This window comes from Streptomyces celluloflavus (assembly GCA_000720995.1).
GTDB lineage: Bacteria > Actinomycetota > Actinomycetes > Streptomycetales > Streptomycetaceae > Streptomyces > Streptomyces celluloflavus.
The window spans coordinates 1-23,870 of sequence record JOEL01000004.1; the positions used below are offsets into that span (position 1 = coordinate 1).

Sequence of the window (23,870 nt, forward strand, 5' to 3'; positions counted from 1 at the left end):
CCGGCCTTTCCGACTCTATCAGACCCGGTCCGTTCCGTTTCCGGTTCGAATTCGGTTCCGATTACCCGTCGGAGGGGTTTCGCCTTTCGGCGTGATCACCACTTTAGCGGAATTCCCTGACGGCTCATAATCGGGCCGTGGAATCGAATTCCGGCAACGCGAAATCCGACCCGTTAAGGGAAGCGTTCGTAGTGGTTGGTTGTGCCGCCTGTCGGCCTGCGCAGATAGCGCTGCCCGTCTCAAGCGGCTCGGGACACGTTAGGCGGTCTGCCCTGCGGAGTCAAGTGGCTGTTGTGGTGCGGCGGCGTGGGGCATGTCGGCGGTAGGGGCTGACTGTGGGGTCACCGTCGATCCAGTAGCGCCAGGGGTGGTCGGCCCCGTCGCCGCCCACGCCCGTGCGCGGGCCGCTGCGTACCTGGCCAGGGGTTGCCGGGCGGCCGTGCAGGACGGAGAGAGGGGCGTCGCCGCCGGCACACAGGTCGGTGCCGTCCAGGGTGCGGTCGATGTCGAGGGCCGTGGCCAGGCGGGCCGGGCCCTTGGCCAGTTCGTGGGTGCTGCGGGCCTTGGGGCGGCGCGCGGCGGCCAGCTCCGTACCGGTGAGGATCTCCCCGCCGCGAAGCAGGACACCGCTCGCATGGCCCTTGGGGCCGCAGACGAGGTTGAGGCTGAACCACATGCCGTAGATGAAGTAGACGTACGCGTGACCGGGCGGGCCGTACATGGAGGCGTTGCGCGCGGTGCGGCCTCGGTAGGCGTGAGAACCGGGGTCCCGCTCGCCGTCGTATGCCTCGACCTCCGTCAAACGGAGTGCGATCCGGCCCTCGGGGGTGTGGCGCATGAGCGTGCGGCCGAGGAGGTCGGGCGCTACCTCCAGTACGGGGCGGTCGAAGAAGTCTCGGCTGAGCGGCAGGTCGGGGGCGTCGGTCATGCCGTCCGAGCGTAGTGCAGCGGGCGGAGGCTGCGGCGGCTCCGGCCCAGGCCGGAAGTGGCAGCGCGGGGGGGGTGACGGAGACGGACGCGGGGTTTGCCGGGGTGCGGCTGTGCGGGGCCGTCACGGTGTGGGCTGCCGCCGTGCACATCGTGTGGTGCGGTCCGGAGATTCGGCGGGTTCCATGGGAGATATCCCGTCACGGCATTCCTCGGGCGGCGGCCGTACGGGATGGGAGGCCGGGTGAGTCCCGAGGGGACGGCAGGGCCAGCGGCCGCCCGTGCGGTGGAGTCGGTGGCCTCGTCCCGGTGCGGGCTGCCGATCCGCTTCCGGCCAACAGGTGTCTCCGGATGCTCTCGGCCAGCTCGTGCTCCAGGGTTCCGTGGCCCGGACCTGTAGGGGCATATCCGTCGGGCATGACAGCGGCTGCCCCTCTATCGGGAGAGCGGGTTCTTCGCGCCGCAGCGATACCGGGGGCAGGGCCAGATCGAGATGGCGTTGGTCGCCGGCGACCGCGGGAAACGTGGGATGCACGCGGGATGCATGGTGGTGTCGGCGAGGGGCAGGGGGCTGGGCTGTTCCGCAAGGGGACCGGTCCCCTACTACCGGTTGTTCGCGGTGGTCCGGCCGGACGGCTGCGGAGGGGGCGGACCGGGCCGGTTGTCGCAACCCGTGGCCGGTGGCGGGCGGCGGTCGCCGGAACTGGCTCTAATCTGGCCGGACAGGTGTCAGCAAGCGACCAGGAGGTGTCGAGGTGTCCGAGCTGAAGCGGCGGCCGCTCCCGCACGATTTCCACCCGCAGGTACCGGCGTTCACGGTGCTCAGCGACGAGGTGGAGCCCGGCGGGACGCTGCGGCCGGAGCAGGTTTACGCCGCGGGGAACCGTTCACCGCAGCTGCGGTGGGACGGTGCTCCGGCGGGGACGAAGAGCTACGCCGTCACCTGCTACGACCCGGACGCGCCGACGGGCAGCGGCTTTTGGCACTGGTCGCTGTTCGACATTCCGGCGACGGTGACGGAGCTGCCGGCCGGCGCCGGTTCCGGCGAGATGAAGGGGCTGCCCGAGGGCACCGTCCATGTCCGGAACGACTACGGGACGCGGGACTTCGGGGGTGCGGCGCCGCCGCCCGGGGACGGTCCGCACCGGTATGTGTTCACGGTGTACGCGGTGGACCAGGAGAAGCTCGGCCCCGACGCCGATGCCTCGCCCGCGGTGGTGGGCTTCAATCTGCGGTTCCATACGCTCGGCCGGGCCCAGCTGGTCGCCGAGTTCGAGGCGCCCGCGGAGGGCTGAGCGCCCTTAGGGGGCTTCTGGCGGATCTCCGCGGCGGAAGGAGCGGTGCCTGGTGCGTGCGATCACAAGGCGCCGGGATGTCTTCATAGCGGAGCTATGGGGGGCATTTCGGCAACGCCGCGTGGGGGTACCTCCCGGCGGCAGCCGGGCGAGGGCGTGCCAGGCGCCGCGACGCCGCGGAGATCCGCCAGGAGCCCCTTAATCCCGTTGCGCCCCGGCGCTCCCCGCACGCAGAGTGGTACCTGGCTGACGGCACGGAAACGGTCGTCGGGCAGCTGGTACCGCAGTGGCGGGGGCGGCGGGGCGCAGGTGTGTCGTCCCGCCGTTCGCCGGAGTCCGTACATGTGTCGGGCATCCGCGTCGGCTGCCGTTCGCTCCGGATCCCATAGGTACACGGGGGTGGGATCCGGAGCGCCTGCCGGCCCCGCGCCCGGATGCTGCGCGCGAACCTCCCGTTCACTTTCTGATCCTGCGTCATTTCCCTTGTGGCATACGGAAATTGCGTTGTCCGGGGAATCCGTTCCGCTGCACAGTGGAGCCACTTCGCCGCAGGGCGAACGGGGTCCGGGAGGTGGACGTGATGCGGGAAACGCTGGTGCTCAATGCGAGCTTCGAGCCGCTGTCGACGGTGTCGCTGCGGCGTGCGGTGGTGCTGGTGATGCAGGACAAGGCCGTGGTGGAGCATGCGCACCCGGGGCTGCGTATGCGTGCCGCCGCGGTGGAGGTGCCGGTGCCACGGGTGATCAGGCTCAGCAGGTACGTGCGGGTGCCGTTCCGAAGACGGGCGCCGTGGTCGCGGCGGGGGGTGCTGGTGCGGGACCAGCACCGGTGCGCGTACTGCGGCCGGCGGGCGACGACCGTGGACCATGTCGTACCGCGGTCGCGCGGCGGTGGGGACAACTGGCTGAATACCGTCGCCTGCTGCGCCGAGGACAATCACCGCAAGGCGGACCGTACGCCCGAACAGGCGGGGATGCGGCTGCTGCGGCGGCCGTTCGAGCCGACGCCGGCGGACGCGATGCTGTCGGCGCTCGGGGCCTCCGTGCGGGAGGAGCTGCCGGACTGGCTGGCGCTGCCGGCCTAAGGGCATCGCGAACATCTCGCCTGCCTTGCCTCGCCCCTCCACTCTCCTCATTTCTCTTCATGCGATGAGGAGTTGGACGATGGCGGCCAGGCCGGCGGCAGTGATGTCCGTGCGCAGGGCGGTGGGCGCAGGCTCCGGCGATCGCGGTACGGGGACGGTGATCTGGGTGCCGGATCCGGCGATGGTGTCGGTCGTGCCGACACCGAGCCACGAGGGCAGCGGCTGCGTGCCGGATGCGCACGCAGAACCCCCTGGTGCCTGATCGGTGCGGTGGGCTCCGATCAGGCACCAGGGGGCGCGGGTGTCAGTCGATCGGGGGTGCCTGGCGGTTCGGCGCGGTGGGCTTGGTGAAGCCGCCGCCGCCCGCCGGGTTGAAGTTGCCGAGGGCGCCGCCGAGGCCCTTGAGGGCGTCGCCGATCTCGCTGGGCACGATCCAGAGCTTGTTGGCGTCGCCTTCGGCGATCTTCGGGAGCATCTGGAGGTACTGGTAGGAGAGCAGCTTCTGGTCCGGGTCGCCGGCGTGGATGGATTCGAAGACCACCCGGATCGCCTGCGCCTCGCCCTCGGCGCGCAGCGCGGCGGCCTTGGCGTCACCTTCGGCGCGCAGGATCGAGGACTGCTTCTCACCCTCGGCGGTGAGGATCTGGGACTGCCGGACACCTTCGGCCTGGAGGATGGCGGCACGCTTGTCACGGTCGGCGCGCATCTGCTTCTCCATCGAGTCCTGGATGGAGGTCGGCGGCTCGATGGCCTTGAGCTCGACGCGGTTGACGCGGATGCCCCACTTGCCGGTGGCCTCGTCGAGAACGCCGCGCAGTGCCGCGTTGATCTCCTCACGGGAGGTCAGGGTCCGTTCGAGGTCCATACCGCCGATGATGTTGCGCAGGGTCGTGACGGTCAGCTGCTCGATGGCCTGGATGTAGCTGGCGACTTCGTACGTCGCGGCGCGGGCGTCCGTCACCTGGTAATAGATGACCGTGTCGATGTTGACGACGAGGTTGTCCTGGGTGATCACCGGCTGCGGCGGGAACGGCACGACCTGTTCGCGGAGGTCGATGCGGTTGCGGATGGTGTCGATGAACGGGACGACGATGTTCAGGCCGGCGTTCAGGGTGCGGGTGTAGCGGCCGAAGCGCTCCACGATGGCGGCGCTGGCCTGCGGGATGACCTGGATCGTCTTGATGAGTGCGATGAACACGAGCACCACCAGGATGATCAGGACGATGATGACCGGTTCCAAAGCGGCTCCCGTGCCTTTCGATGCTGGTCCGTGCCGGCCGGTGACCGGCTTGGCGGTTGATCAGTCTTTCAGAATCGTGGCGTGTTGCGCAGGGGGTTCGGGTCAGATGCCGGTGGTCGCGTCAGATGACGACGGCGGTGGCACCTTCGATCTCGACGACATCGACCTGTCGGCCGGGTTCGTAGACCTGATCGGTGTCCAGGGCGCGGGCGGACCAGACCTCGCCGGCGAGTTTGATACGGCCGCCGTCCGCGTCGACCCGCTCCAGGACCGTGGCGCTCCTGCCCCGGAGTGCGTCGATGCCGGAGGCCAGCCGCGGGCTCTGGTGGCGGTGGCGGTTGGCGATGGGGCGGACGACCGCGATCAGCGCGACCGAGACGGCGGCGAACACGATGAACTGCAGGATCGCGCCGCCGCCGAGACCCGCGGTGACGGCACCGGCGACGGCGCCGACCGCGAGCATCCCGAATTCGGGCAGCGCGGTCACGACGAGCGGAATGCCCAGTCCTACGGCGGCGATCAGCCACCACACCCATGGATCCACGGCTTCATGGTAGATCCGCCGGGCGGCCCGGGACAGGGCGCAATGGGTCAGGAAAGGGGCAGGCCCTTGGCGGTCCAGCGGTCGTCCCGGCGCTCGACGAGAAGCGGGAGGCCGAAGCAGTGGGAGAGATTGCCGGAGGTCAGTTCGAGATCGAGGGGGCCGGCGGCCAGCACCTTGCCCTGACGGATCATCAGGACGTGGGTGAAGCCGGGGGCGATCTCCTCGACGTGGTGGGTAACCATGATCATCGAGGGCGCGTACGGGTCCCGGGCGAGGCGGCCGAGGCGGCGCACCAGGTCCTCCCGGCCGCCGAGGTCGAGGCCCGCGGCCGGCTCGTCCAGCAGGAGCAGCTCGGGGTCGGTCATCATCGCGCGGGCGATCAGGGTGCGCTTGCGCTCGCCCTCGGAGAGGGTGCCGAACTTCCGGTCGAGGTATTCGGTCATGCCGAGGCGGTCGAGGAAGGCGCGGGCGCGCTGTTCGTCGACGTCCTCGTAGCTCTCCTGCCAGCTCGCGGTCATGCCGTACGCGGCGGTGAGCACGGTTTGCAGGACCGTCTGGCTGCGCGGCAGCTTGTCGGCGAGCGCGATGCCGGCGATACCGATGCGCGGGCGCAGGTCGAAGACGTCGACCTTGCCGAGCCGCTCGCCGAGGATCACGGCGCTGCCGGTACTCGGGAAAAGGTAGCTGGAGGCGACGTTCAGGAGGGTGGTCTTGCCGGCGCCGTTGGGGCCGAGGATCACCCAGCGCTCCCCCTCCTTCACCGACCAGGAAACCTGGTCCACCAGAGCCCGTCCTTCGCGGACCACGGATACGTCCACCAGCTCCAGCACATCGCTCATGAGCGCGTTGTCTCCCATTGCTTCTCGGTCGTCTGTGCGCCGGTAGGCGCATCCCCCTGGCAAACCTACGCCACTCGATGTCAGTGCCGTTCCCTAGGCTGGGGAGCATGCTCGATGAACCACGATCGGGACTGCTGGCCTCGTGGGGTAATGCCCTTTTGGCCGGACTTGTCTCACCTGATGAAGCCGCGGACCGGATCGCCGCGGACGATGCGGTGCACCGCGTGGCGGGCCTGCCCGGGGAGGCGTCGCCGGTCGGGCTGACGCTGGCGCTGGGGCGGCTGCGGATGCTGGGGGCGACCGGCCTGCGGGTGGCGCTGCCGGCGCCCGGCCACCCGCTGGGGCTGAGCGGCCCGCCGGAGTTCAACGCGCGGGCGCTGGAGGCCGAGGAGGCGGTGCTCGCCGTGGGGGCCGGTCTGGGACTGGTTCCGGAGATATACGAGGCCGGGGCGGAGGGCGCCGCCGGGCCTGATGTGCATGTGGAGGTGGTCTGGCACTGCCTGCCGGTGCGGGAGGCGCCGCCGGCCGACGTGCCGTCGCTCGGCGAGGCGGAGCGGGAGCTGGCCGAAGCGCTGCGGGAGGCGACCGAGGTGCTCTCGAAGCTGGATGTGGCCGGGGCCGGTCCGGTCGCGCAGGCGGCGCTGGACGCCTACCGGGCGCGGGCGGAGGCCAGCCGGCAGGTGCTGGCCCCGGGCTATCCGCCGCGTGCGGTGCGGGTGCTGGAGCTGGCGCAGCGGGTAGGGGCGCTGATCGGCATCGCGCAGCGGGTCGGCGGGGACGGCCGGGAGCACGGTGGGGCGGTGAGCGCGTCGGAGATCACGGCCCGCGCCGAGGCGCTGCGGCCGGTGGAGCGGACGGCCCGGCGGGCGCAGGTGGCGGCGTACAACTCCGCGGTGGAGGAGCGGGAGCGACGGGGCGGGCGCTGAGGTCCGGCCGCCCATACGGGGCCGGCCCCGCAGGCGGGGTGCCTGCGGGGCCGGGTACGCCGTGTCGGGACGGCGGAGCTGCGATCAGAAGTTCGCGCAGTAGTTGCCGAAGGCCGGGTTGAGCAGGCCGATGACGCTGATGGTGTTGCCGCAGGCGTTCACGGGCACGTGGACCGGGACCTGGACGAGGTTGCCGGAAACGACGCCGGGCGAGTGCTGCGCGATGCCCTGGGCCTGCGGAGCGGCGTGCGCGGAGGCGACTCCGGCGCCCGCGACGGCGAGACCGCCCGCCACCATCGTGATGGCCGCTACCCGCTTGATGTTCTTCACTTCTCTTGCTCCTCGTTGCTGTTGTCGTGGCCAGCCGCCACGACTGCACTGGAGAACGGCCCGCCGCCGGAAGGGGATACGCCAGATGGGCTACGACTACACGACAGTATGAATCTCGCACCGGAGGGCGGTTTTCTGCTTGCCGGCTGGTGTAGTGCCGACGGCCTTGCCGCGCCGCCCGGCGGGCGCGGCGGTCAGGCCCCGATGCCGTGCCGGACCGCCCACAGCGCGGCCTGGGTCCGGTCCGCGAGGTCGAGCTTCATGAGGATGTTGGAGACATGCGTCTTGACCGTCTTCTCGGACAGCACCAGCGCTCGGGCGATCTCGCGGTTGGAGCGCCCGTCGGCGATCAGCGCGAGAACCTCGCGCTCCCGCTCGGTCAGTGACGTACCGCGGCCCTGGCCGCTGCCGCCCTCGTCCTGGGAGAGCAGCGCGTCGGCGACCTCGGCCTGGAGCAGGACGTGCCCGGCGTGTACGGACCGGATGGCGCCGGCCAGCGCCTCCGGATCGACATCCTTGTAGACATAGCCCGCCGCGCCCGCGCGCAGCGCCGGGACGACGGTGCGCTGTTCGGTGAAGCTGGTCACGACCAGCACGCGGGCGGGGTTGGCCAGTTCGCGGAGTTTCCGCAGCGCCTCGATACCGTCCGTACCGGGCATCTTGACGTCCATCAGGACGACGTCCGGGCGCAGCTGCTCGGTGGCAGCGATGCCCTCGGCGCCGTCGGACGCCTCCCCCACCACCTCGATGTCGTCCTGGATCTCCAGGAACGTCCGCAGCCCGCGGCGTACGACCTGATGGTCGTCGACGAGCAGTACGCGAATTGCGCCGGTCTCAGCCACCGGGCACCTCCATCTTGACTGTGGTGCCCTTGCCGGGCTCCGACTCCACGGTGAGTTTTCCGCCGACGCTGCCGGCCCGGTCGCGCATCGAGACCAGGCCGAGGTGACGGCCGGCCCGGCGGACCGCGCGGGTGTCGAAGCCGCGGCCGTCGTCGGCGATGCGCAGCAGCGCGCCCTGGCCGTACCGGGCGAGGGTGACCGCGACGCGCCCGGCCCCGGAGTGCCGCAGGGCGTTGTGCAGCGCCTCCTGGGCGACCCTGAGCAGCGCCTCCTCCTGGGCGGACGGCAGTACGCGCACGCCGTGCGCCTCGAAGGTGACGCACGCGGTGTGGGCCCGGTCCAGGACCTGGACCTGGGAGCGCAGGGTGGCGACCAGGCCGTCCTCGTCCAGGGCCGCGGGCCGCAGCTCGATGACGGCGGCGCGCAGTTCGTCGGCGGCCTCGGCGGCCAGCAGGGCGACCTGGTGGAGTTCGCCCTTGGCGCGGGCCGGGTCGCGGTCGACCAGCGCGGTGGCGGCCTGGGCGGTCAGCCGGAGCGAGAAGAGCTTCTGGGCGACCGCGTCGTGCAGCTCGTGGGCGAGCCGGGCCCGCTCCCCCGCGATGGTCAGCTCGCGGCTGCGCTCGTAGAGGCGGGCGTTGGTCAGCGCGATGGCGGCGTGCTCGGCGAGTATGCCGAGCAGCCGCTCGTCCTCCTCGGTGAAGCCGCAGCCGTCCCCTGCGGTGAAGGGGCAGCCGTCCCCGCCGGACGGCCCGGACGCAGAGGGCTTGTCGCGGCGCTTGTTGGCCAGGAAGAGCGCGCCGAGGATCTCGTCCCCGTCGGCGACCGGCAGGCCGATGAAGTCGGACATGTCCGGGTGGGCGGCGGGCCAGCCGCCGAAGCGGGGATCCGCACGGACGTCGGCGAGGCGCTCGGGGGTGGCGCTGTGCAGCATCGCGGCGAGGATGCCGTGCTGGCGAGGCAGCGGGCCGATGGCCTTCCACTCCTCGTCGCTGATGCCGTCCACCACGAACTGGGCGAAGCCGCCGTGGTCGTCCGGCACGCCCAGGGCCGCGTACTCGGCGTCCAGCAGTTCACGGGCCGAGGCGACGATCGTCTTGAGGACGTCGCGCACTTCGAGATGCCTGCTCATCGCCAGGATCGCGCTGCTCACCGCGGGGATCCCCGCCCCTGGTCCGTTGGTCATGGCTTCACGGTACCGGCGCCGTGATGGGCCCGTATCGGCCAACGGGCGCCGGTGCCTCGGTCCACCGGCCTAGGCCGGACGGCCTCCGTCTTTCCTGGAGCGGGCGCGCTGCCGCTGTCGCGCGGCCGGGCAGCGCCAAGGAGCAGAAGTCATTAATGGGAATAGGTCCCCTTATATAGGGACAGGTGTGGACAGTCCTCTCCCTTCGCATACGAGGCGGCGGGACCGGCTGCGACGCCGCACGTGGCGCGAATTCGGGGATCTCCGCCTCCTGCCGCCGTCCCCGGTTCCAGACTCGGTACATGTCTGACGCAACGAGGAACTGGATACCGACCCACGGCGACCCCTACCGGCCGGTGCCGTACCGGCCCGAGCGGATGCCCACCGGCGAATCGCTCGCCCGCGCCGCCGAACTGCGGGAGCGGATGGACCGGCGGCGGACGGTCCGGCAGTTTTCCACCGATCCGGTCCCGGAGCAGGTGGTGCGGGACGCGATCGCCTGCGCCGCCACCGCGCCGTCCGGGGCGCATCAGCAGCCGTGGACGTTCGTCCTGGTCAAGGACCCGGAGGTGCGCCGCCGCATCCGGGCGGCGGCCGAGAAGGAGGAGCGCGCCGCCTACGAGGGGAGGCTCGGCGAGGAGTGGCTGGCGGCGCTGCGGCCGCTGGGCACGGACGAGGTGAAGCCCCATCTGACCGACGCACCGCAGCTGATCGTCGTCTTCCAGCAGCGGCACTGGCTGGGGGCCGACGGCACCAAGCGCAAGCACTACTACGTGGACGAATCGGTCGGTATCGCGGTCGGCATGCTGCTGTCCGCGCTGCATCTGTCGGGGCTGGCGGCGCTTGTGCACACACCGAGCCCCATGCGGTTCCTCCAGGAGGTCCTGGAGCGGCCCGCCAACGAGAAAGCCTTCGCGGTCATTCCGGTGGGCTATCCGGCACCGGACTGCGAAGTGCCCGATTTGGTCCGAAAGTCCCTTGACCAGGTGATGGTTGAGGTCTGACGCCCGAAAAGTGTGCATGAGCTAACACCACGGACGGGATAAACGTCCGCCCGATGTGACCCCGCGCATAGGGCGCAGGTCACTTACGACCCGGGTTAGTGGCCGGATAAAGACGGTGTGAGCTGGGAAGCGACCGTCTGCGACGCGGCGCGCGACCCCCCGGTTCCACTAACCCGGATCGTATTTCGCAGCCTTGCCCGGCGAATTTTCGGCCGCTAAGAATGGCTCCCGTCGCTCGGCGCCGTGATCACACCTCGGCGTTCTCCGCCACCCACGGCCCGTGCGGCGCTCCCCATCGGAAGGTCCATTCGTCATGCCCAAGTCCGCCATTCCCGGAGTCGGTCGCCTGAACCGGACGCACAAGCTGTCCGCCGCCGGCGTCGCCGTGGCCGGCGCCGCCGCGCTGGTCTTCGCCGCCGTCCCGGGTGCCGACGCGGACCAGGGCGCGCACCGGACCGCCGCCCAGGACGTGCGCCCGGTCGCCTTCGCCACGGTCGGCTCCGTCGCCGAGGCCCAGCAGGCGACGATCGCCAAGCAGGCCGACGCCTCCGCCGAGAAGGGCAAGGCCGAGGCCGCCGCCAAGGCCAAGACCGCCGCCGACAAGGAGCGCACGCAGCAGACGGCCGCGAGCCGGTCCACCCTGCGCAACACCCTCTCGGCCACCGCCACCGCGGTGCAGCCGGCCGCCACCGCGTACACCAACAACCTGGACGGCTGGATCAAGGAAGCCCTGGACATCATGGGCCGCCACGGCATACCGGGCTCCTACGACGGCATCCACCGCAACATCATGCGGGAGTCGACCGGTAACCCGCAGGCCGTCAACGGCTGGGACGTCAACGCCCAGAACGGCACCCCGTCCAAGGGCCTGCTCCAGGTCATCCAGCCGACCTTCCAGGCGTACCACGTCGACGGCACCTCCTGGGACATCTTCGACCCGGTCGCCAACATCACCGCCGCCTGCAAGTACGCGGCCGCCGTCTACGGCTCGATGGACAACGTCAACTCGGCCTACTGAGCCGGGAGTTCGTCCCGCACACACCGCCGAGGGGCGGCACCCGACACCGGGTGCCGCCCCTCGGCGGTGTGTGCGGTGCGCTCCGGTACGGAGCACGGCCGCGCTACTTGCGCATGACCTCCGGCTCGTGGCGGCGCAGCAGCCGGGCGACGGCGAAGGCGAGCGCGAGGCCCAGGCAGGTCAGAATGATCATGTCCATCACGTAGACGCCGGTCTGGTGCTTCCACAGCGGGTCGGGGTTGGCGGGAATGCCCTGGGCGGGGTTGCCCGGGTCCCACGGCAGCAGCGTGTTCATATCGGCGGTCGCGCCCATCGCCGCGACGGCCCAGCGCGACGGCATCAGCCAGGAGAACTGGCTGACGCCCACGGTGTCGAAGAGCTGGAAGAGCACGCCGGTGAAGACGACCTGGACGATGGCGAACATGACCAGCAGCGGCATGGTCTTCTCGGCCGTCCTGACCAGCGCGGAGATGACCAGGCCGAACATCATCGAGGTGAGGCCGAGCGCGATGACCGCCAGGGCCATCTCGACGGCCGGCAGGTGTGCCAGCAGCAGGCCCTCGGCGGGCATCGTCCGGGGGGTGAAGCCGATCGCCGTGATGATCAGGCCCTGGAAGGCCGTGACGACGCCGAGCACGATCACCTTGGACATCAGGTACGCCGACCGCGACAGGCCGGTGGCCCGCTCGCGCTCGTAGATGACCCGCTCCTTGATCAGTTCACGGACGGAGTTGGCCGCGCCGGAGAAGCACATGCCGACCGCCAGGACCAGCATGATCGTGCTCGCGTCGCGGTTCGTCCGGCTCTTGTTGTCCGGTCCGTACCCGAAGCCGTAGTCGCTCGGGATCAGGATCGATACCACGCCGAGCACCGCGGGCAGGGCCACCATCAGGGCCAGGAAGCCCCGGTCGGAGGCGAGCACCGAGACATAGCGCCGCATCAGCGTCCACAGCTGCGAGCCCCAGCTCTGGGACTTCTGCATCCGGGCCGGCGGCCGCTGGACCGCCACCGACTGCGCGGCCACGGCGTCGATGTCCGCGGCGTACATCTGGTAGTGCGGGGATCCGCGCCAGCGGCCCATCCAGTCGTAGTCGCGGTAGTTCTCGAAGGCCGAGAAGACATCCGCCCAGGTGTCGTACTGGAAGAAGTTCAGCGCCTCCCCGGGCGGGCCGAAGTAGGCCACACCGCCGCCCGGCGCCATCACCAGCAGCTTGTCGCAGAGGGCGAGTTCGGCCACCGAGTGGGTGACGACCAGCACCGTACGGCCGTCGTCGGCGAGGCCGCGCAGCAGCTGCATGACATCGCGGTCCATGCCCGGGTCGAGGCCGGAGGTCGGCTCGTCCAGGAAGATCAGCGACGGTTTGGTGAGCAGTTCCAGGGCGACCGAGACGCGTTTGCGCTGGCCGCCGGAGAGCGAGGTGACCTTCTTGTCCTTGTGGATGTCGAGCTTGAGCTCGCGCAGCACCTCGCCGATCCGGGCCTCGCGCTCGGACTCCGCGGTGTCTCCGGGGAAGCGGAGCTTGGCGGCGTACTTGAGGGCCTTGGCGACGGTGAGTTCCTTGTGCAGGATGTCGTCCTGCGGGACCAGGCCGATGCGCTGGCGCAGCTCGGCGAACTGCTTGTAGAGGTTCCGGTTGTCGTAGAGGACGTCGCCCTCGTTGGCGGGGCGGTAGCCGGTCAGCGCCTTGAGCAGCGTCGACTTGCCGGAGCCGGACGGGCCGATGACGGCGATCAGCGACTTCTCGGGGACGCCGAAGGAGACGTCCTTGAGGATCTGCTTGCCGCCGTCGACGGTGACCGTGAGGTGGCGGGCCGAGAAGGAGACCTCGCCGGTGTCGACGAACTCCTCCAGGCGGTCGCCTACCAGCCGGAAGGTCGAGTGGCCGACGCCGATGATGTCGTTCGGGCCGATCGGCTTCGTACCGGACTTGGGGACCGGCTGGCCGTTGACGTAGGTGCCGTTGTGGCTGCCCAGGTCGCGGATCTCGAAGCGGCCGTCGGGGGTGGCCCGGAACTCGGCGTGGTGCCGGGAGACCTGGAGGTCGGAGACGACCAGTTCGTTCTCCAGCGCACGGCCGATGCGCATGACCCGGCCGAGGTCGAGGCGGTGGAACATCGTCGGGCTGCGGTCGCCGTGGACCGGCGGGGCCTCGCCGTCCGGCTGCCGGGCGGGGCTCTCCTGCGGCCGCGCGGCCTGCGGTGCGGGCGCGGCCTGCCGGGGCGGGGGCTGCCGGGCCTGCTGCGGCGGGACGTACGGCTGCTGCTCCGCGGGCGGCGCCTGCCAGCTCTGCTGACCGGGCTGCCGGTGCGCGGGCGGTGCCTGCCACCCCGGGGCGGCCTGCTGCGGCGGGGCCGTCGCGGGCTGCGCGCGGTAGGCGTCGGCCGCCTGCGCCGCGCCCGCGGACAGGCTCACCCGGGGGCCGTCGGTGGCATTGCCCAGATGCACCGTCGCACCCGGGCCGATCTCCATCTGATGGATGCGCCGGCCCTGGACATAGGTGCCGTTGGTGCTGCCCTGGTCTTCGATGATCCAGCTGTGACCGGCCCACCGTACGGTGGCGTGCCGCCAGGAGACCCGGGCGTCGTCGAGCACCATGTCGCCCTGCGGATCGCGCCCCACGGTGTAGGACCGGGACGGGTCGAGCGGCCAGGTTCTACCGTTCAGTTCGAGTACGAGTTCAGACACTCCATGCCCCATTACATAGTCCCCCGAGTGACGCCCTGCATGGGAAGTCCAGGGATGGCGATCATCGTGACGAACTATTTCAGGCTCGGCCCGCCGACCGGAAACCGGGACGCGGCCGGGGGCGCGACTGGAGTGCAGGGCGCTCCTGTTGGCGGTCGCCAAACGCTTCCGGAGGGGCGGAAGAGCGGACGGATCCCCCGGTTCCCGGGAATCACGCGCGTTCCGGCGCAACTCGGTACGCGGCGGGTCACCCACCGTCGCCGCCCGCCGCCCGCCGCCACCGCCGGACGGCGGCGGCTCACCGGTCCGACCCACGGACACCTGTACGGACGGCCGGGCCGGGCGGTTACCGTAAGGGCACCATGAGCGCATCGCAGATTCCCCCTGCCACCGCCGTACCGGGCGATGACGTACCCACCCTTCTCGTGAAGATCTTCGGGAAGGACCGGCCCGGCATCACCGCCGGACTCTTCGACACCCTCGCCGCCTACTCCGTCGATGTCGTGGACATCGAGCAGGTGGTGACCCGAGGCCGCATCGTGCTGTGCGTGCTGGTCACCGCGCCCGCCCCCGCCCGGGACGCCATCGGCTCGTCCGAGGGCGACCTGCGGGCCACCGTGCACAGCTGGGCCGATTCGCTGCACCTCCAGGCCGAGATCATCTCCGGCCGGGGTGACAACCGGCCGCGCGGCAGCGGCCGTTCGCACGTCACCGTGCTGGGGCACCCGCTCACCGCGGAGTCGGCGGCCGCCATCGCCGCGGCCATAACGTCCACGGGCGGCAATATCGACCGTATTTTCCGGCTTGCCAAGTATCCGGTGACCGCGGTCGAGTTCGCGGTCTCCGGTGTGGCGACGGATGCGCTGCGCTCGCGGCTGGCCCCCGAGGCCGCCGAGCTCGGCGTGGATGTCGCGGTCGTCGCGGCCGGGTTGCAACGCCGGGCCCAGCGGCTGGTCGTCATGGACGTCGATTCGACGCTCATCCAGGACGAGGTGATCGAGCTGTTCGCGGCGCACGCCGGCTGCGAGGCCGAGGTCGCCGAGGTGACCGCCGCGGCGATGCGCGGCGAGCTGGACTTCGAGCAGTCGCTGCACGCCCGGGTCGCGCTGCTGGCCGGGCTGGACGCGTCCGTGGTGGAGACCGTACGCAAGGAGGTACGGCTCACCCCCGGGGCCCGGACCCTCGTGCGGACGCTCAAGCGGCTCGGCTATCAAGTGGGCGTCGTATCGGGTGGGTTCACGCAGGTCACGGACGCGCTCCGGGAGGAGCTCGGGCTGGACTTCGCCGCCGCCAACACTCTGGAGATCGTCGATGGCAAGCTCACCGGCCGGGTGACCGGTGACATCGTGGACCGGGCCGGCAAGGCCCGGCTGCTGCGCAGCTTCGCGGAGCAGGCCGGGGTGCCGCTCGATCAGACCGTCGCGATCGGCGACGGCGCCAACGACCTCGACATGCTCAACGCGGCGGGGCTCGGTGTCGCCTTCAACGCCAAGCCGGTGGTACGCGAGGCGGCGCACACCGCGGTGAACGTGCCGTTCCTGGACACCGTGCTGTATCTGCTGGGCATCACCCGCGAAGAGGTCGAGGCCGCGGACACCCATATCGGCTGAGGCGGGCCGGGCCCGGCCGGAGACGGTCCGGGAAACAACGGCGGAGAGGGGCCCCGGCGCGTGCCGGGGCCCCTCTCGGCGTCACGGAAAGTGCCGTCGGCCGTCATGGCTGCGGACGGTCTCCCGTCTCACCCGCGCCGGCCGGCCCGGCGGCTCACTCGTGCGGCGTCAGATACGCGACGAGGCGGCCGACGCCGTGCTCCACGGACTTCCAGGAGCCGGTGAACTCGATCACGGCCATCGCCGCGGTCGGGAAACCGGAGCGGTTCATCCGCGCGAGCAGATCGCCCTCCGCCTCGCCCGCGAGCGCGTCGGCGAGGGCGTGCATCCCGGGGTTGTGGCCGACCACCAGGAGGTCCTGCACATCCTCGGCGGTCTCGTTCAGCAGCGCGAGGAGCTCGCCGAGGGAGGCTTCGTAGAGCCGCTCGTCGTAGACGGTCTTGGGCCGCTGGGGGAGCTCGGAGACGAAGAGCTTCCAGGTCTCGCGGGTACGGGCGGCGGTCGAGCACAGGGTCAGATCGGGGGTGATCCCGGTTCCGGCCAGCCGGCGGCCGGCGGCCGGGGCGTCCATACGGCCGCGGTCGGCCAGCGGGCGCTCGTGGTCGCTGTCCTGCGACCATTCGGCCTTTGCGTGTCGGAGAAGGACAATCCGGCGGGGTGTATCGGCGCTCATGCGTCCCAGCTTCGCACGAAAGGCGGCACGGGGCGCGGGGTGTTGAGGCGCTCCGTCCTGCCGGGTGAGCGCCGGGCGCGGGCGGGCATCAGGCACCGACGCCCACGAACCGCGCGAGGTATTCCAGCAGGGCGCCCAGGCTCTGCGGGGCGCTCGCCGCACGCGCCTCGGCGGAGCCCGCCAGGAGCGTCAGCAGGGCGACGAAGGAGACCACCGGCAGGGCCAGCGCCCACCACGGCAGCCGGGTCCGCAGGCCACGGGCCTTCTCGACGGACGAGGTGCCGAACGCGGCGGACATGCGGATCGCCTCCATGGCGCATCGAAGAACCGCGCGCCGCCGTCGGCGGCGCGCCCACCGCGGTGGTGCGGTGTTCTTCGAGGCTACGGATCTTCGGCCGCCGGTCCCATCCGGGAAACCACCTACTCACCCCTGGGTCCCGCCCCCTAGGGGACAGGGGGTTTCCCCCACCCCGCGGCGGTCCGGGGCGCGGTCATCCCGCGGCGAAGCTCGCGATGATCGCGATGATGACGGTCACGCCGAGCATGGCGCCCAGCACGAGGAGCAGCTTCTTGTGGCCGCCCTGCGGATTCGGTTCGAGCACTGGCATGCGCCCAGTGTGGCACTCACCCCTCGTCCTCGATGCGGCGGTCCCGGCCGGCCAGCACTCCGGCCACGATCTGCGGCACCATCAGCCCGGCCATCATCGCGATCGGCAGCCCCCAGCCGCCGCTGTGCTGGTAGAGCATGCCGACCAGCAGCGGCCCCGGGACGGAGATCAGATAGCCGACGCTCTGCACGAAGGCGGAGAGCTTGACGACGCCCGCGGCGCTGCCGGCCCGCATCCCGATCATGGTCAGGGCCAGCGGGAAGGCGCAGTTGGAGATGCCCATCAGCAGCACCCAGGCCCAGGAGCCGGCGGCCGGGGCCAGCCACAGTCCGGTGTATCCGGCCATCCCGCAGAGACCCAGCACCGCCACCAGCGGGCCCTGGTGCCGTAGCCGGGAGGCCAGCCACGGCATGACGAAGGAGAGCGGCACACCCATCGCCATCGTGATCGCGAGCAGCACACCCGCCATGCCCGCGGAGACCCCGGCGTCGCGGAAGATCTGCGGCATCCAGCCCATCGTCACGTACGCGGCGGTGCCCTGGAGACCGAAGAAGACGGCCAGCGCCCAGGCGGTCGGCGACGAGGTGATCCGTATCGGTGCGGCACCGGGGCCCGCCGGGCCGCCCACGGCCGGGCCCGGGTTGGCCCGGTGCTGCCGGGCGACGGCGAGCCAGGGCAGTACGGCGACGACGGCGACGGCCGCCCACACGGCCAGGCCCAGCTGCCAGCCGCCGCCGAGCGCCGCGGTCATGGGGACGGTGACCGCCGCGGCGAGTGAGGTGCCCAGGGCCAGCGCCATGGAGTAAAGACCGGTCATCGGCCCGACCCGGTCGGGGAACCAGCTCTTGATGACGACCGGCATCAGGACGTTGCTGACCGCGATCCCGGCCAGGGCGAGCACGCTGGCCGCGAGGAAGCCGGCGGTGCCGCCGGTGAACGGGCGTACCGCGACGCCCACGGCGATCGCGGCCATCCCGGCGCAGACGATCGCGCCGGGGCCCCAGCGCCTGGCCAGCCGGGGTGCCGCGATGCCGAAGGCGGCGAAGCACAGGGCCGGTACGGAGGTCAGCAGTCCGGCGGCGGTCGCGCTCATGCCGAGGCCCTCGCGGACCTCCTTCATGAGCGGGCCGAGGCTGGTGATGGCGGGGCGCAGATTGAGTGCGGCGAGGACGAGGCCGGCCATCACGACCCCCGCCAGCCAGCGGGGGGCCGGCCGGGAATCCGTCTCCGGGGCACCGGCCGGGGCGTCCCCTGTGGGGTGCGGGGCCGGGGGCGCCGCCGAGGTCGTCCGGGAGCCGGCCGCGGGGCCGGGTGTGGCGAGGTCTTCATCGGGCATGGCAGGCATCATAGAATCATAGGATGAATTGCTGTCCAGGCAATATCGGCAGCCCCGGCGGTCCCGGGCGGCACCGGGTGCCGGAAGGGCCCGCCGCCGTCCGTGCCACCGCCGTCCGCCCGCCCCGGTATCCAGGAGCACCGCCATGTCCCTGACCTCGCCCCGCCGGTCCGCACTGGCCGACCAGGTGATCGCGCAGCTGCGCGCCCAGATCGCCTCCGGTGAGTGGCCCGTGGGCTCCCGTATCCCCACCGAGCCGGAGCTCGTCGAGCAGCTCGGGGTGGCCCGCAACACGGTGCGCGAGGCGGTCCGGGCGCTCGCCCACAACGGACTGCTCGACATCCGGCAGGGCTCGGGCACCTATGTGGCCGCCACCAGCGAGCTGGCCGGGGTGATGCACCGGCGGTTCGCGGACGCCGACCCCGGGCACGTCGCCGAGCTGCGCAGCGCGCTGGAGGCGGCGGCGGCCCGGCTCGCCGCGAGTCGCCGCAGCGCACAGGACCTGCGGCAGCTGGACGTACTGCTGGAGCGGCGCGAGCGGGCCTGGGAGTCCGGTGCGGCCGAGGCGTTCGTGGCGGCGGACGCGACCTTGCACATGGCGGTCGTGGCGGCCTCGCACAACGACGTCCTGGCCGGGCTCTACGCCGATCTCGGGGGTGTGGTGCGCGACTCGGTGCGGGCCGGTGTGGGCGGGGTGCTGCGGCCCGAGGCGCACCAGGACCATGCCCGCCTGGTCGCGGCGATCCGGGCGGGCGACGGCGACCGGGCCGCCGCCGAGGCGAGCGCGCACCCCTTCGGCTGCCGTCTCGCCCTCGTGGAGCACGAGGCGGCGGCCGGACCCGGCCGGTGAAACGCGTGCTGCCCGCCCCGGCGGACCGGGACGGGCAGCACGGCGGTGCGCCGGGTGTCAGGCACCCATCATGTGCACGCCACCGTCGACGTGCACGATCTCACCGGTCGTCCGCGGGAAGAAGTCGGACAGCAGCCCGACGACGCCACGGCCGGCCGGCTCCGGGTCGGCCAGGTCCCAGCCGATCGGGGCGCGGTGGTTCCACACGTCCGCGAGCTCCTCGAAGCCCGGGATGGACTTGGCGGCCATGGACTTGAGGGGGCCGGCCGAGACCAGGTTGCAGCGGATGTTCTTCGCCCCCAGGTCGCGGGCGAGGTAGCGGTTGGTGCTCTCCAGCGCCGCCTTGGCCACACCCATCCAGTCGTACTTCGGCCAGGCGATCTGCGCGTCGAAGGTGAGCCCTACGACCGCGCCGCCGCGCTCCATGAGCGGCAGGCAGGCCATGGTGAGCGACTTGTACGAGTACGCCGAGACCTGCACCGCGGTGCCCACGTCCTCCCAGGACGCGCCCAGGAAGTTGAAGGCACCCTGCGGGCCGAAGGCGATGGAGTGCACGATGCCGTCGATCCGGGCGTCCTCACCCTGGTGCTCGCGGATCTTGTCGGCGAGCCCGTCGAGCTGCTCCTGGTTGGTGACGTCCAGCTCGATGACCGGAGCGGGCTTGGGGAGCCGCTTGGCGATCCGCTCGACGAGGGAGAGTCGGCCGAAGCCGGTGAGGATGACCTCGGCGCCCTCGTTCTGCGCGACCTTGGCCGCCTGGAACGCGATCGACGACTCGGTCAGCACTCCGGTGACCAGGATGCGCTTGCCTGCGAGGATTCCACTCATGCTGATCAGTGACCCATGCCCAATCCGCCGTCGACGGGAATGACGGCTCCAGTGATGTACGCGGCCTCTTCCGAGGCCAGGAAGCGGACCGAGGCGGCGATCTCCTCGGGCTGCGCATAGCGCGCGAGCGGCACCTGCTTCATGATGACGTCCCGCTGCGCATCGGTGAGCGCACGGGTCATGTCCGTGTCGACGAAGCCGGGGGCGACGACGTTGACGGTGATGTTGCGCGAGCCCAGCTCCCGGGCGAGCGAGCGGGCGAAGCCCACCAGACCGGCCTTGGAGGCCGCGTAGTTCGCCTGGCCCGCGCCGCCCAGCAGGCCGACCACGGACGAGATCAGCACGATCCGGCCCTTGCGGGCCCGCAGCATCGCGCGGTTGGCGCGCTTGACCACCCGGAACGCGCCCGTCAGGTTGGTCTCGACGACCGAGGTGAAGTCCTCCTCGGACATCCGCATCAGCAGCTGGTCGCGGGTGATGCCGGCGTTGGCCACCAGCACCTCGACCGCGCCCTGCTTCTCCTCGATCTCCTTGTACGCCTGCTCGACCTGCTCGCTGTCCGTGATGTCGCACTTCACGGCCAGGAACCCCTCCGGCGGTTCGCCGGAGCGGTAGGTGATGGCGACCTTGTCGCCTGCCTCGGCGAAGGCACGGGCAATGGCAAGGCCGATGCCGCGGTTGCCTCCGGTGACCAGAACCGAGCGGCTCAAAAGATCACCCTTTCCGTTTTCTGTCGGTCGTACTGCGTTCGATACGAAACTATCGGTCACCGGGCCCCGATGAGGAATCGAGGCCGGACAGCCGCGCACGCCGGTCACTGTCGGGTCCCGACAGAACCCGCCGGGTCCGCCCGGACTCCGCCGCGGCCCGTCGGCCGTACCTCCGCGGCCCGCCGGCCGTTCCGCCACCGCCCGGTGCGGTCTGGGCCCGGGGCGCGGCACAGGGCATGATGCAGGCGCCGACTACGGGAGGATGCCGTGCCCGCTTCACCCCATGCCCTTGACGAGACCTTCCTGGCGCTGCCGTTGCGCGCGCTGGCCGATGCCGCGCTCGCGCGGGCCCGCGCGCTGGGCGCCGAACACGCCGACTTCCGCCTGGAGCGGGTGCGCAGCGCCGCCCGGCGGCTGCGGGACGGCCGGCTGTCCGGGTCCAGCGACACCACCGATCTCGGGTACGCGGTGCGGGTGGTGCACGGCGGCGCCTGGGGGTTCGCGTCCGGGGTCGACCTGACGATGGACGCGGCGGCGCGGGTGGCGTCCCGGGCGGTGGCGATGGCGCAGCTCTCGGCCAAGGTCCTGGAGGCGTCCGGCGCCGGCGGGAGCCGGGTGGAGCTGGCCGGGGAGCCCGCGTATCCGGACCGCACCTGGGTCTCGTCGTACGAGATCAATCCGTTCGAGGTGCCGGACGCCGAGCAGACCGGGCTGCTGGCGGAGTGGAGCGGGCGGTTGCTGGCGGCGCCGGGGGTGGCGCACGCGGACGCCTCGCTGCTGACCGTCCAGGAGAACAAGTTCTACGCGGACACCGCCGGTACGAGCACCACGCAGCAGCGGGTGCGGCTGCATCCGCATCTGACGGCGGTCGCGGTGGACCCGGCGAGCGGTGAGTTCGACTCGATGCGGACCCTCGCGCCGCCGGCCGGCCGCGGCTGGGAGTACCTGACCGGCGGCCACTGGGACTGGGACGGCGAGCTGGCGCGGATCCCGGAGCTGCTCGCGGAGAAGATGCGGGCGCCGGGCGTCGAGGCCGGTGCGTACGACCTGGTGGTGGATCCCTCCAATCTGTGGCTCACGATCCACGAGTCGATCGGGCACGCCACCGAACTGGACCGGGCGCTGGGCTACGAGGCGGCGTACGCGGGCACCTCGTTCGCCACCTTCGACCGGCTCGGGGAGCTGAAGTACGGCTCCGGAATCATGAACGTGACGGGCGACCGGACGGCCGAGCACGGTCTGGCGACCATCGGCTACGACGACGAGGGCGTGGCCGCGCAGTCCTGGGACCTGATCCGGGACGGGACGCTGGTCGGCTATCAGCTCGACCGCAGGATGGCGAAGCTGACGGGGTTCGAGCGCTCCAACGGGTGCGCGCACGCGGACTCGCCCGGCCATGTGCCGGTGCAGCGGATGGCGAACGTCTCGCTCCGGCCGGCGCCGCACGGGCCGTCCACCGAGGAGCTGATCTCGGGGGTGACGCGCGGTATCTACGTCGTCGGCGACCGCTCCTGGTCGATCGATATGCAGCGGTACAACTTCCAGTTCACCGGTCAGCGGTTCTTCCGCATCGAGAACGGGCGGCTGGCCGGGCAGCTGCGCGATGTCGCGTACCAGGCGACCACCACCGACTTCTGGGGTTCGATGACCGCGGTCGGCGGGCCGGGGACCTATGTCCTGGGCGGCGCCTTCAACTGCGGCAAGGCCCAGCCGGGGCAGATCGCGGCCGTCTCGCACGGCTGCCCGTCGGCCCTCTTCAAAGGCGTGAACATTCTCAACACGACGCAGGAGGCCGGCCGATGAGCCCGCGCAGCAGCGCACCGCACGAGATCGTCGGACGGGCCCTGGAGCTGTCGCGGGCCGACGGCTGCGTGGTGATCGCGGAGGAGAACTCCAGCGCCAACCTGCGCTGGGCGGGCAACGCGCTCACCACCAACGGCGTCACCCGCGGCCGTACGCTGACCGTCGTCGCGACGGTGGACGGCGGGCAGGGCACCGCGTCCGGTGTGGTCTCGCGGTCGGCGGTCACCGCGGACGATCTGGAGCCGCTGGTGCGGGCCGCGGAGGCGGCGGCGCGTGCGGCGGGCCCCGCCGAGGACGCCCAGCCGCTGGTCGGCGGGGACGGCCCGTCGCCCGGTTTCACCGACGCCCCCGCCGAGACCTCCTCGGACGTCTTCGCGGCGTTCGCGCCGGCGCTCGGCGAGTCCTTCCGGCAGGCCGGCGCCGGCGGCCGCGAGCTGTACGGCTTCGCGCGCCACGAGCACGTCACGTCCTATCTGGGCACCTCCGCCGGGCTGCGGCTGCGGCACGACCAGCCCACCGGCACGCTGGAGCTGAACGCCAAGTCACCGGACCACACCCGCTCGGCCTGGACGGGCCGCGCGACGGCCGACTTCACCGATGTCGACCCGCGGGACCTGGACGCCGAGCTGGCCCGCCGGCTGGGCTGGGCCGAACGGCGGACCGAGCTGCCGGCCGGACGGTACGAGACGCTGCTGCCGCCGGCCGCCGTCGCGGACCTGCTGATCTATCAGCTGTGGTCGTCGGCCGCCCGGGACGCCGCGGAGGGCCGTACGGTCTTCTCCCGGCCGGCCGGGAGCGACGCGGCGGACCGGCCCGGGGCGGGCACCCGGCTCGGCGAGCGGCTGTCCGAGCTGCCGCTGACCCTGCGCAGCGATCCGCGGGCGGCCGGCCTGGAGTGCGCGCCGTTCGTCCTGGCGCACCGGTCCGGCGACGACGCGTCGGTCTTCGACAACGGGCTGCCGCTGGCGGCCACCGACTGGGTGCGCGACGGGGTGCTCAACCAGCTGGTGACCACCCGGCACAGCGCGGCGCTGACGGGCCTTCCGGTGGCGCCGGGTATCGACAACCTCCTTCTGGAGGGCGGCGGTTCGCGTTCGCTGGACGAGATGGTGGCGGCGAGCGGCCACGACGGGCCCGCACTGCTGCTGACCTGCCTGTGGTACATCCGCGAGGTCGATCCGGCGACGCTGCTGCTGACCGGTCTGACCCGCGACGGCGTCTATCTGGTGGAGAACGGCGAGGTGACCGGCGAGGTCAACAACTTCCGCTTCAACGAGTCGCCGGTGGACCTGCTGGCGCGCGTGGCGGAGGCGGGCCGTACGGAGCGGACCCTGCCGCGGGAGTGGAGCGACCACTTCACCCGGGCCGCGATGCCCGCGCTGCGCATCCCGGACTTCCACATGAGTTCGGTCAGCCGCGGGGTGTGACGGGGACGCCGGCCGGGGCCCGGGGCCGGCCGGCGGCCGTCCCGGGCCGGTGACCGGGCCCGCGGCCCATAGACTGTGGGACTGTCCTCCCGTTTGGGAACCACGAT

The 23,870-nt window shown here is 71.7% G+C and carries 23 protein-coding genes; 9 read left to right on the forward strand and 14 right to left on the reverse strand.

The annotated features are described in order from the left end of the window. Nucleotides 1-280: 280 nt before the first annotated feature. Nucleotides 281-928: a DNA-3-methyladenine glycosylase gene (locus IH09_RS05110; protein ID WP_052854502.1), complete on the reverse strand. Its 648-nt coding sequence runs from the start codon at nucleotides 926-928 to the stop codon at nucleotides 281-283. A 754-nt stretch (nucleotides 929-1,682) separates the two neighbouring features. On the opposite strand from IH09_RS05110, the gene IH09_RS05115 reads away from it, so the two are divergent. Further along, nucleotides 1,683-2,222: a YbhB/YbcL family Raf kinase inhibitor-like protein gene (locus IH09_RS05115; protein ID WP_052854503.1), complete on the forward strand. Its 540-nt coding sequence runs from the start codon at nucleotides 1,683-1,685 to the stop codon at nucleotides 2,220-2,222. Nucleotides 2,223-2,802: 580 nt separating this feature from the next. Continuing rightward, on the forward strand, nucleotides 2,803-3,306 hold the full coding sequence (locus IH09_RS05120) for an HNH endonuclease (RefSeq protein ID WP_052855064.1): 504 nt from the start codon (nucleotides 2,803-2,805) through the stop codon (nucleotides 3,304-3,306). A 304-nt stretch (nucleotides 3,307-3,610) separates the two neighbouring features. Here the strand turns inward: IH09_RS05120 and IH09_RS05125 are convergent, their stop codons facing one another. From IH09_RS05125 to IH09_RS05135, 3 genes are all read right to left on the reverse strand, one after another. After that, nucleotides 3,611-4,546 carry an SPFH domain-containing protein gene (locus IH09_RS05125; RefSeq protein ID WP_052854504.1) on the reverse strand — a complete coding sequence of 312 codons (936 nt, stop codon included), beginning with the start codon at nucleotides 4,544-4,546 and terminating at the stop codon, nucleotides 3,611-3,613. A gap of 121 nt (nucleotides 4,547-4,667) precedes the next feature. Further along, nucleotides 4,668-5,078 (reverse strand): NfeD family protein, encoded by a 411-nt coding sequence (locus tag IH09_RS05130; RefSeq protein ID WP_052854505.1) that lies wholly within the window; start codon nucleotides 5,076-5,078, stop codon nucleotides 4,668-4,670. A 59-nt stretch (nucleotides 5,079-5,137) separates the two neighbouring features. Continuing rightward, the gene (locus IH09_RS05135) at nucleotides 5,138-5,947 is read right to left on the reverse strand and encodes an ABC transporter ATP-binding protein (RefSeq protein WP_052854506.1); all 810 of its coding nucleotides are present in this window, start codon (nucleotides 5,945-5,947) and stop codon (nucleotides 5,138-5,140) included. 89 nt (nucleotides 5,948-6,036) lie between these two features. Here IH09_RS05135 and IH09_RS05140 point away from each other — a divergent pair, with 89 nt between their 5' ends. After that, nucleotides 6,037-6,855 carry a hypothetical protein gene (locus tag IH09_RS05140; protein WP_052854507.1) on the forward strand — a complete coding sequence of 273 codons (819 nt, stop codon included), beginning with the start codon at nucleotides 6,037-6,039 and terminating at the stop codon, nucleotides 6,853-6,855. 84 nt (nucleotides 6,856-6,939) lie between these two features. Here the strand turns inward: IH09_RS05140 and IH09_RS05145 are convergent, their stop codons facing one another. From IH09_RS05145 to IH09_RS05155, 3 genes are all read right to left on the reverse strand, one after another. After that, a complete protein-coding gene (locus IH09_RS05145) occupies nucleotides 6,940-7,185 on the reverse strand; it encodes a chaplin (RefSeq protein ID WP_052854508.1) in 246 nt (81 codons plus the stop codon). 194 nt (nucleotides 7,186-7,379) lie between these two features. Continuing rightward, complete coding sequence (locus IH09_RS05150; RefSeq protein ID WP_052854509.1) at nucleotides 7,380-8,027, reverse strand: response regulator; 648 nt, start codon at nucleotides 8,025-8,027, stop codon at nucleotides 7,380-7,382. After that, nucleotides 8,020-9,210: a GAF domain-containing sensor histidine kinase gene (locus IH09_RS05155; RefSeq protein ID WP_052854510.1), complete on the reverse strand. Its 1,191-nt coding sequence runs from the start codon at nucleotides 9,208-9,210 to the stop codon at nucleotides 8,020-8,022. Before IH09_RS05155 ends, IH09_RS05150 begins: the two co-directional genes overlap by 8 nt. A gap of 302 nt (nucleotides 9,211-9,512) precedes the next feature. On the opposite strand from IH09_RS05155, the gene IH09_RS05160 reads away from it, so the two are divergent. Beyond that, nucleotides 9,513-10,214 (forward strand): nitroreductase family protein, encoded by a 702-nt coding sequence (locus IH09_RS05160; protein ID WP_190233208.1) that lies wholly within the window; start codon nucleotides 9,513-9,515, stop codon nucleotides 10,212-10,214. Between the two features lie 313 nt (nucleotides 10,215-10,527). Beyond that, entirely contained in the window at nucleotides 10,528-11,232 is a 705-nt protein-coding gene (locus IH09_RS05165; RefSeq protein WP_052854512.1) for a transglycosylase SLT domain-containing protein, read from the forward strand. Between the two features lie 103 nt (nucleotides 11,233-11,335). Here the strand turns inward: IH09_RS05165 and IH09_RS05170 are convergent, their stop codons facing one another. Next, nucleotides 11,336-13,930: an ABC transporter ATP-binding protein/permease gene (locus tag IH09_RS05170; protein WP_052854513.1), complete on the reverse strand. Its 2,595-nt coding sequence runs from the start codon at nucleotides 13,928-13,930 to the stop codon at nucleotides 11,336-11,338. Between the two features lie 350 nt (nucleotides 13,931-14,280). Here IH09_RS05170 and serB point away from each other — a divergent pair, with 350 nt between their 5' ends. After that, nucleotides 14,281-15,528, forward strand: a complete 1,248-nt coding sequence (gene serB, locus IH09_RS05175; RefSeq protein WP_052854514.1) for a phosphoserine phosphatase SerB — start codon at nucleotides 14,281-14,283, stop codon at nucleotides 15,526-15,528. Nucleotides 15,529-15,682: 154 nt separating this feature from the next. Here serB and IH09_RS05180 read toward each other — a convergent pair whose 3' ends face one another. The 4 genes from IH09_RS05180 to IH09_RS05190 form a co-directional block, all read right to left on the reverse strand. Then, entirely contained in the window at nucleotides 15,683-16,201 is a 519-nt protein-coding gene (locus tag IH09_RS05180) for a SixA phosphatase family protein (protein WP_052854515.1), read from the reverse strand. A gap of 88 nt (nucleotides 16,202-16,289) precedes the next feature. After that, complete coding sequence (locus tag IH09_RS05185) at nucleotides 16,290-16,499, reverse strand: hypothetical protein (protein ID WP_052854516.1); 210 nt, start codon at nucleotides 16,497-16,499, stop codon at nucleotides 16,290-16,292. A 193-nt stretch (nucleotides 16,500-16,692) separates the two neighbouring features. Continuing rightward, a complete protein-coding gene (locus tag IH09_RS39635) occupies nucleotides 16,693-16,809 on the reverse strand; it encodes an SGM_5486 family transporter-associated protein (RefSeq protein ID WP_275126370.1) in 117 nt (38 codons plus the stop codon). 16 nt (nucleotides 16,810-16,825) lie between these two features. After that, nucleotides 16,826-18,145, reverse strand: a complete 1,320-nt coding sequence (locus IH09_RS05190) for a CynX/NimT family MFS transporter (RefSeq protein ID WP_052854517.1) — start codon at nucleotides 18,143-18,145, stop codon at nucleotides 16,826-16,828. 145 nt (nucleotides 18,146-18,290) lie between these two features. Here IH09_RS05190 and IH09_RS05195 point away from each other — a divergent pair, with 145 nt between their 5' ends. Further along, a complete protein-coding gene (locus tag IH09_RS05195; protein ID WP_052854518.1) occupies nucleotides 18,291-18,995 on the forward strand; it encodes a FadR/GntR family transcriptional regulator in 705 nt (234 codons plus the stop codon). 57 nt (nucleotides 18,996-19,052) lie between these two features. On the opposite strand, the gene fabI is transcribed toward IH09_RS05195, so the two are convergent. Both fabI and fabG read right to left on the reverse strand, forming a co-directional pair. Then, nucleotides 19,053-19,823 (reverse strand): enoyl-ACP reductase FabI, encoded by a 771-nt coding sequence (fabI, locus tag IH09_RS05200; RefSeq protein WP_052854519.1) that lies wholly within the window; start codon nucleotides 19,821-19,823, stop codon nucleotides 19,053-19,055. 5 nt (nucleotides 19,824-19,828) lie between these two features. Continuing rightward, on the reverse strand, nucleotides 19,829-20,533 hold the full coding sequence (fabG, locus tag IH09_RS05205; protein WP_052854520.1) for a 3-oxoacyl-[acyl-carrier-protein] reductase: 705 nt from the start codon (nucleotides 20,531-20,533) through the stop codon (nucleotides 19,829-19,831). A 267-nt stretch (nucleotides 20,534-20,800) separates the two neighbouring features. Between fabG and IH09_RS05210 the strand changes: the two genes are divergently transcribed. Next, a complete protein-coding gene (locus IH09_RS05210) occupies nucleotides 20,801-22,336 on the forward strand; it encodes a metallopeptidase TldD-related protein (RefSeq protein WP_052854521.1) in 1,536 nt (511 codons plus the stop codon). Then, the gene (locus IH09_RS05215) at nucleotides 22,333-23,763 is read left to right on the forward strand and encodes a metallopeptidase TldD-related protein (protein ID WP_052854522.1); all 1,431 of its coding nucleotides are present in this window, start codon (nucleotides 22,333-22,335) and stop codon (nucleotides 23,761-23,763) included. Before IH09_RS05210 ends, IH09_RS05215 begins: the two co-directional genes overlap by 4 nt. Nucleotides 23,764-23,870: the final 107 nt, after the last annotated feature.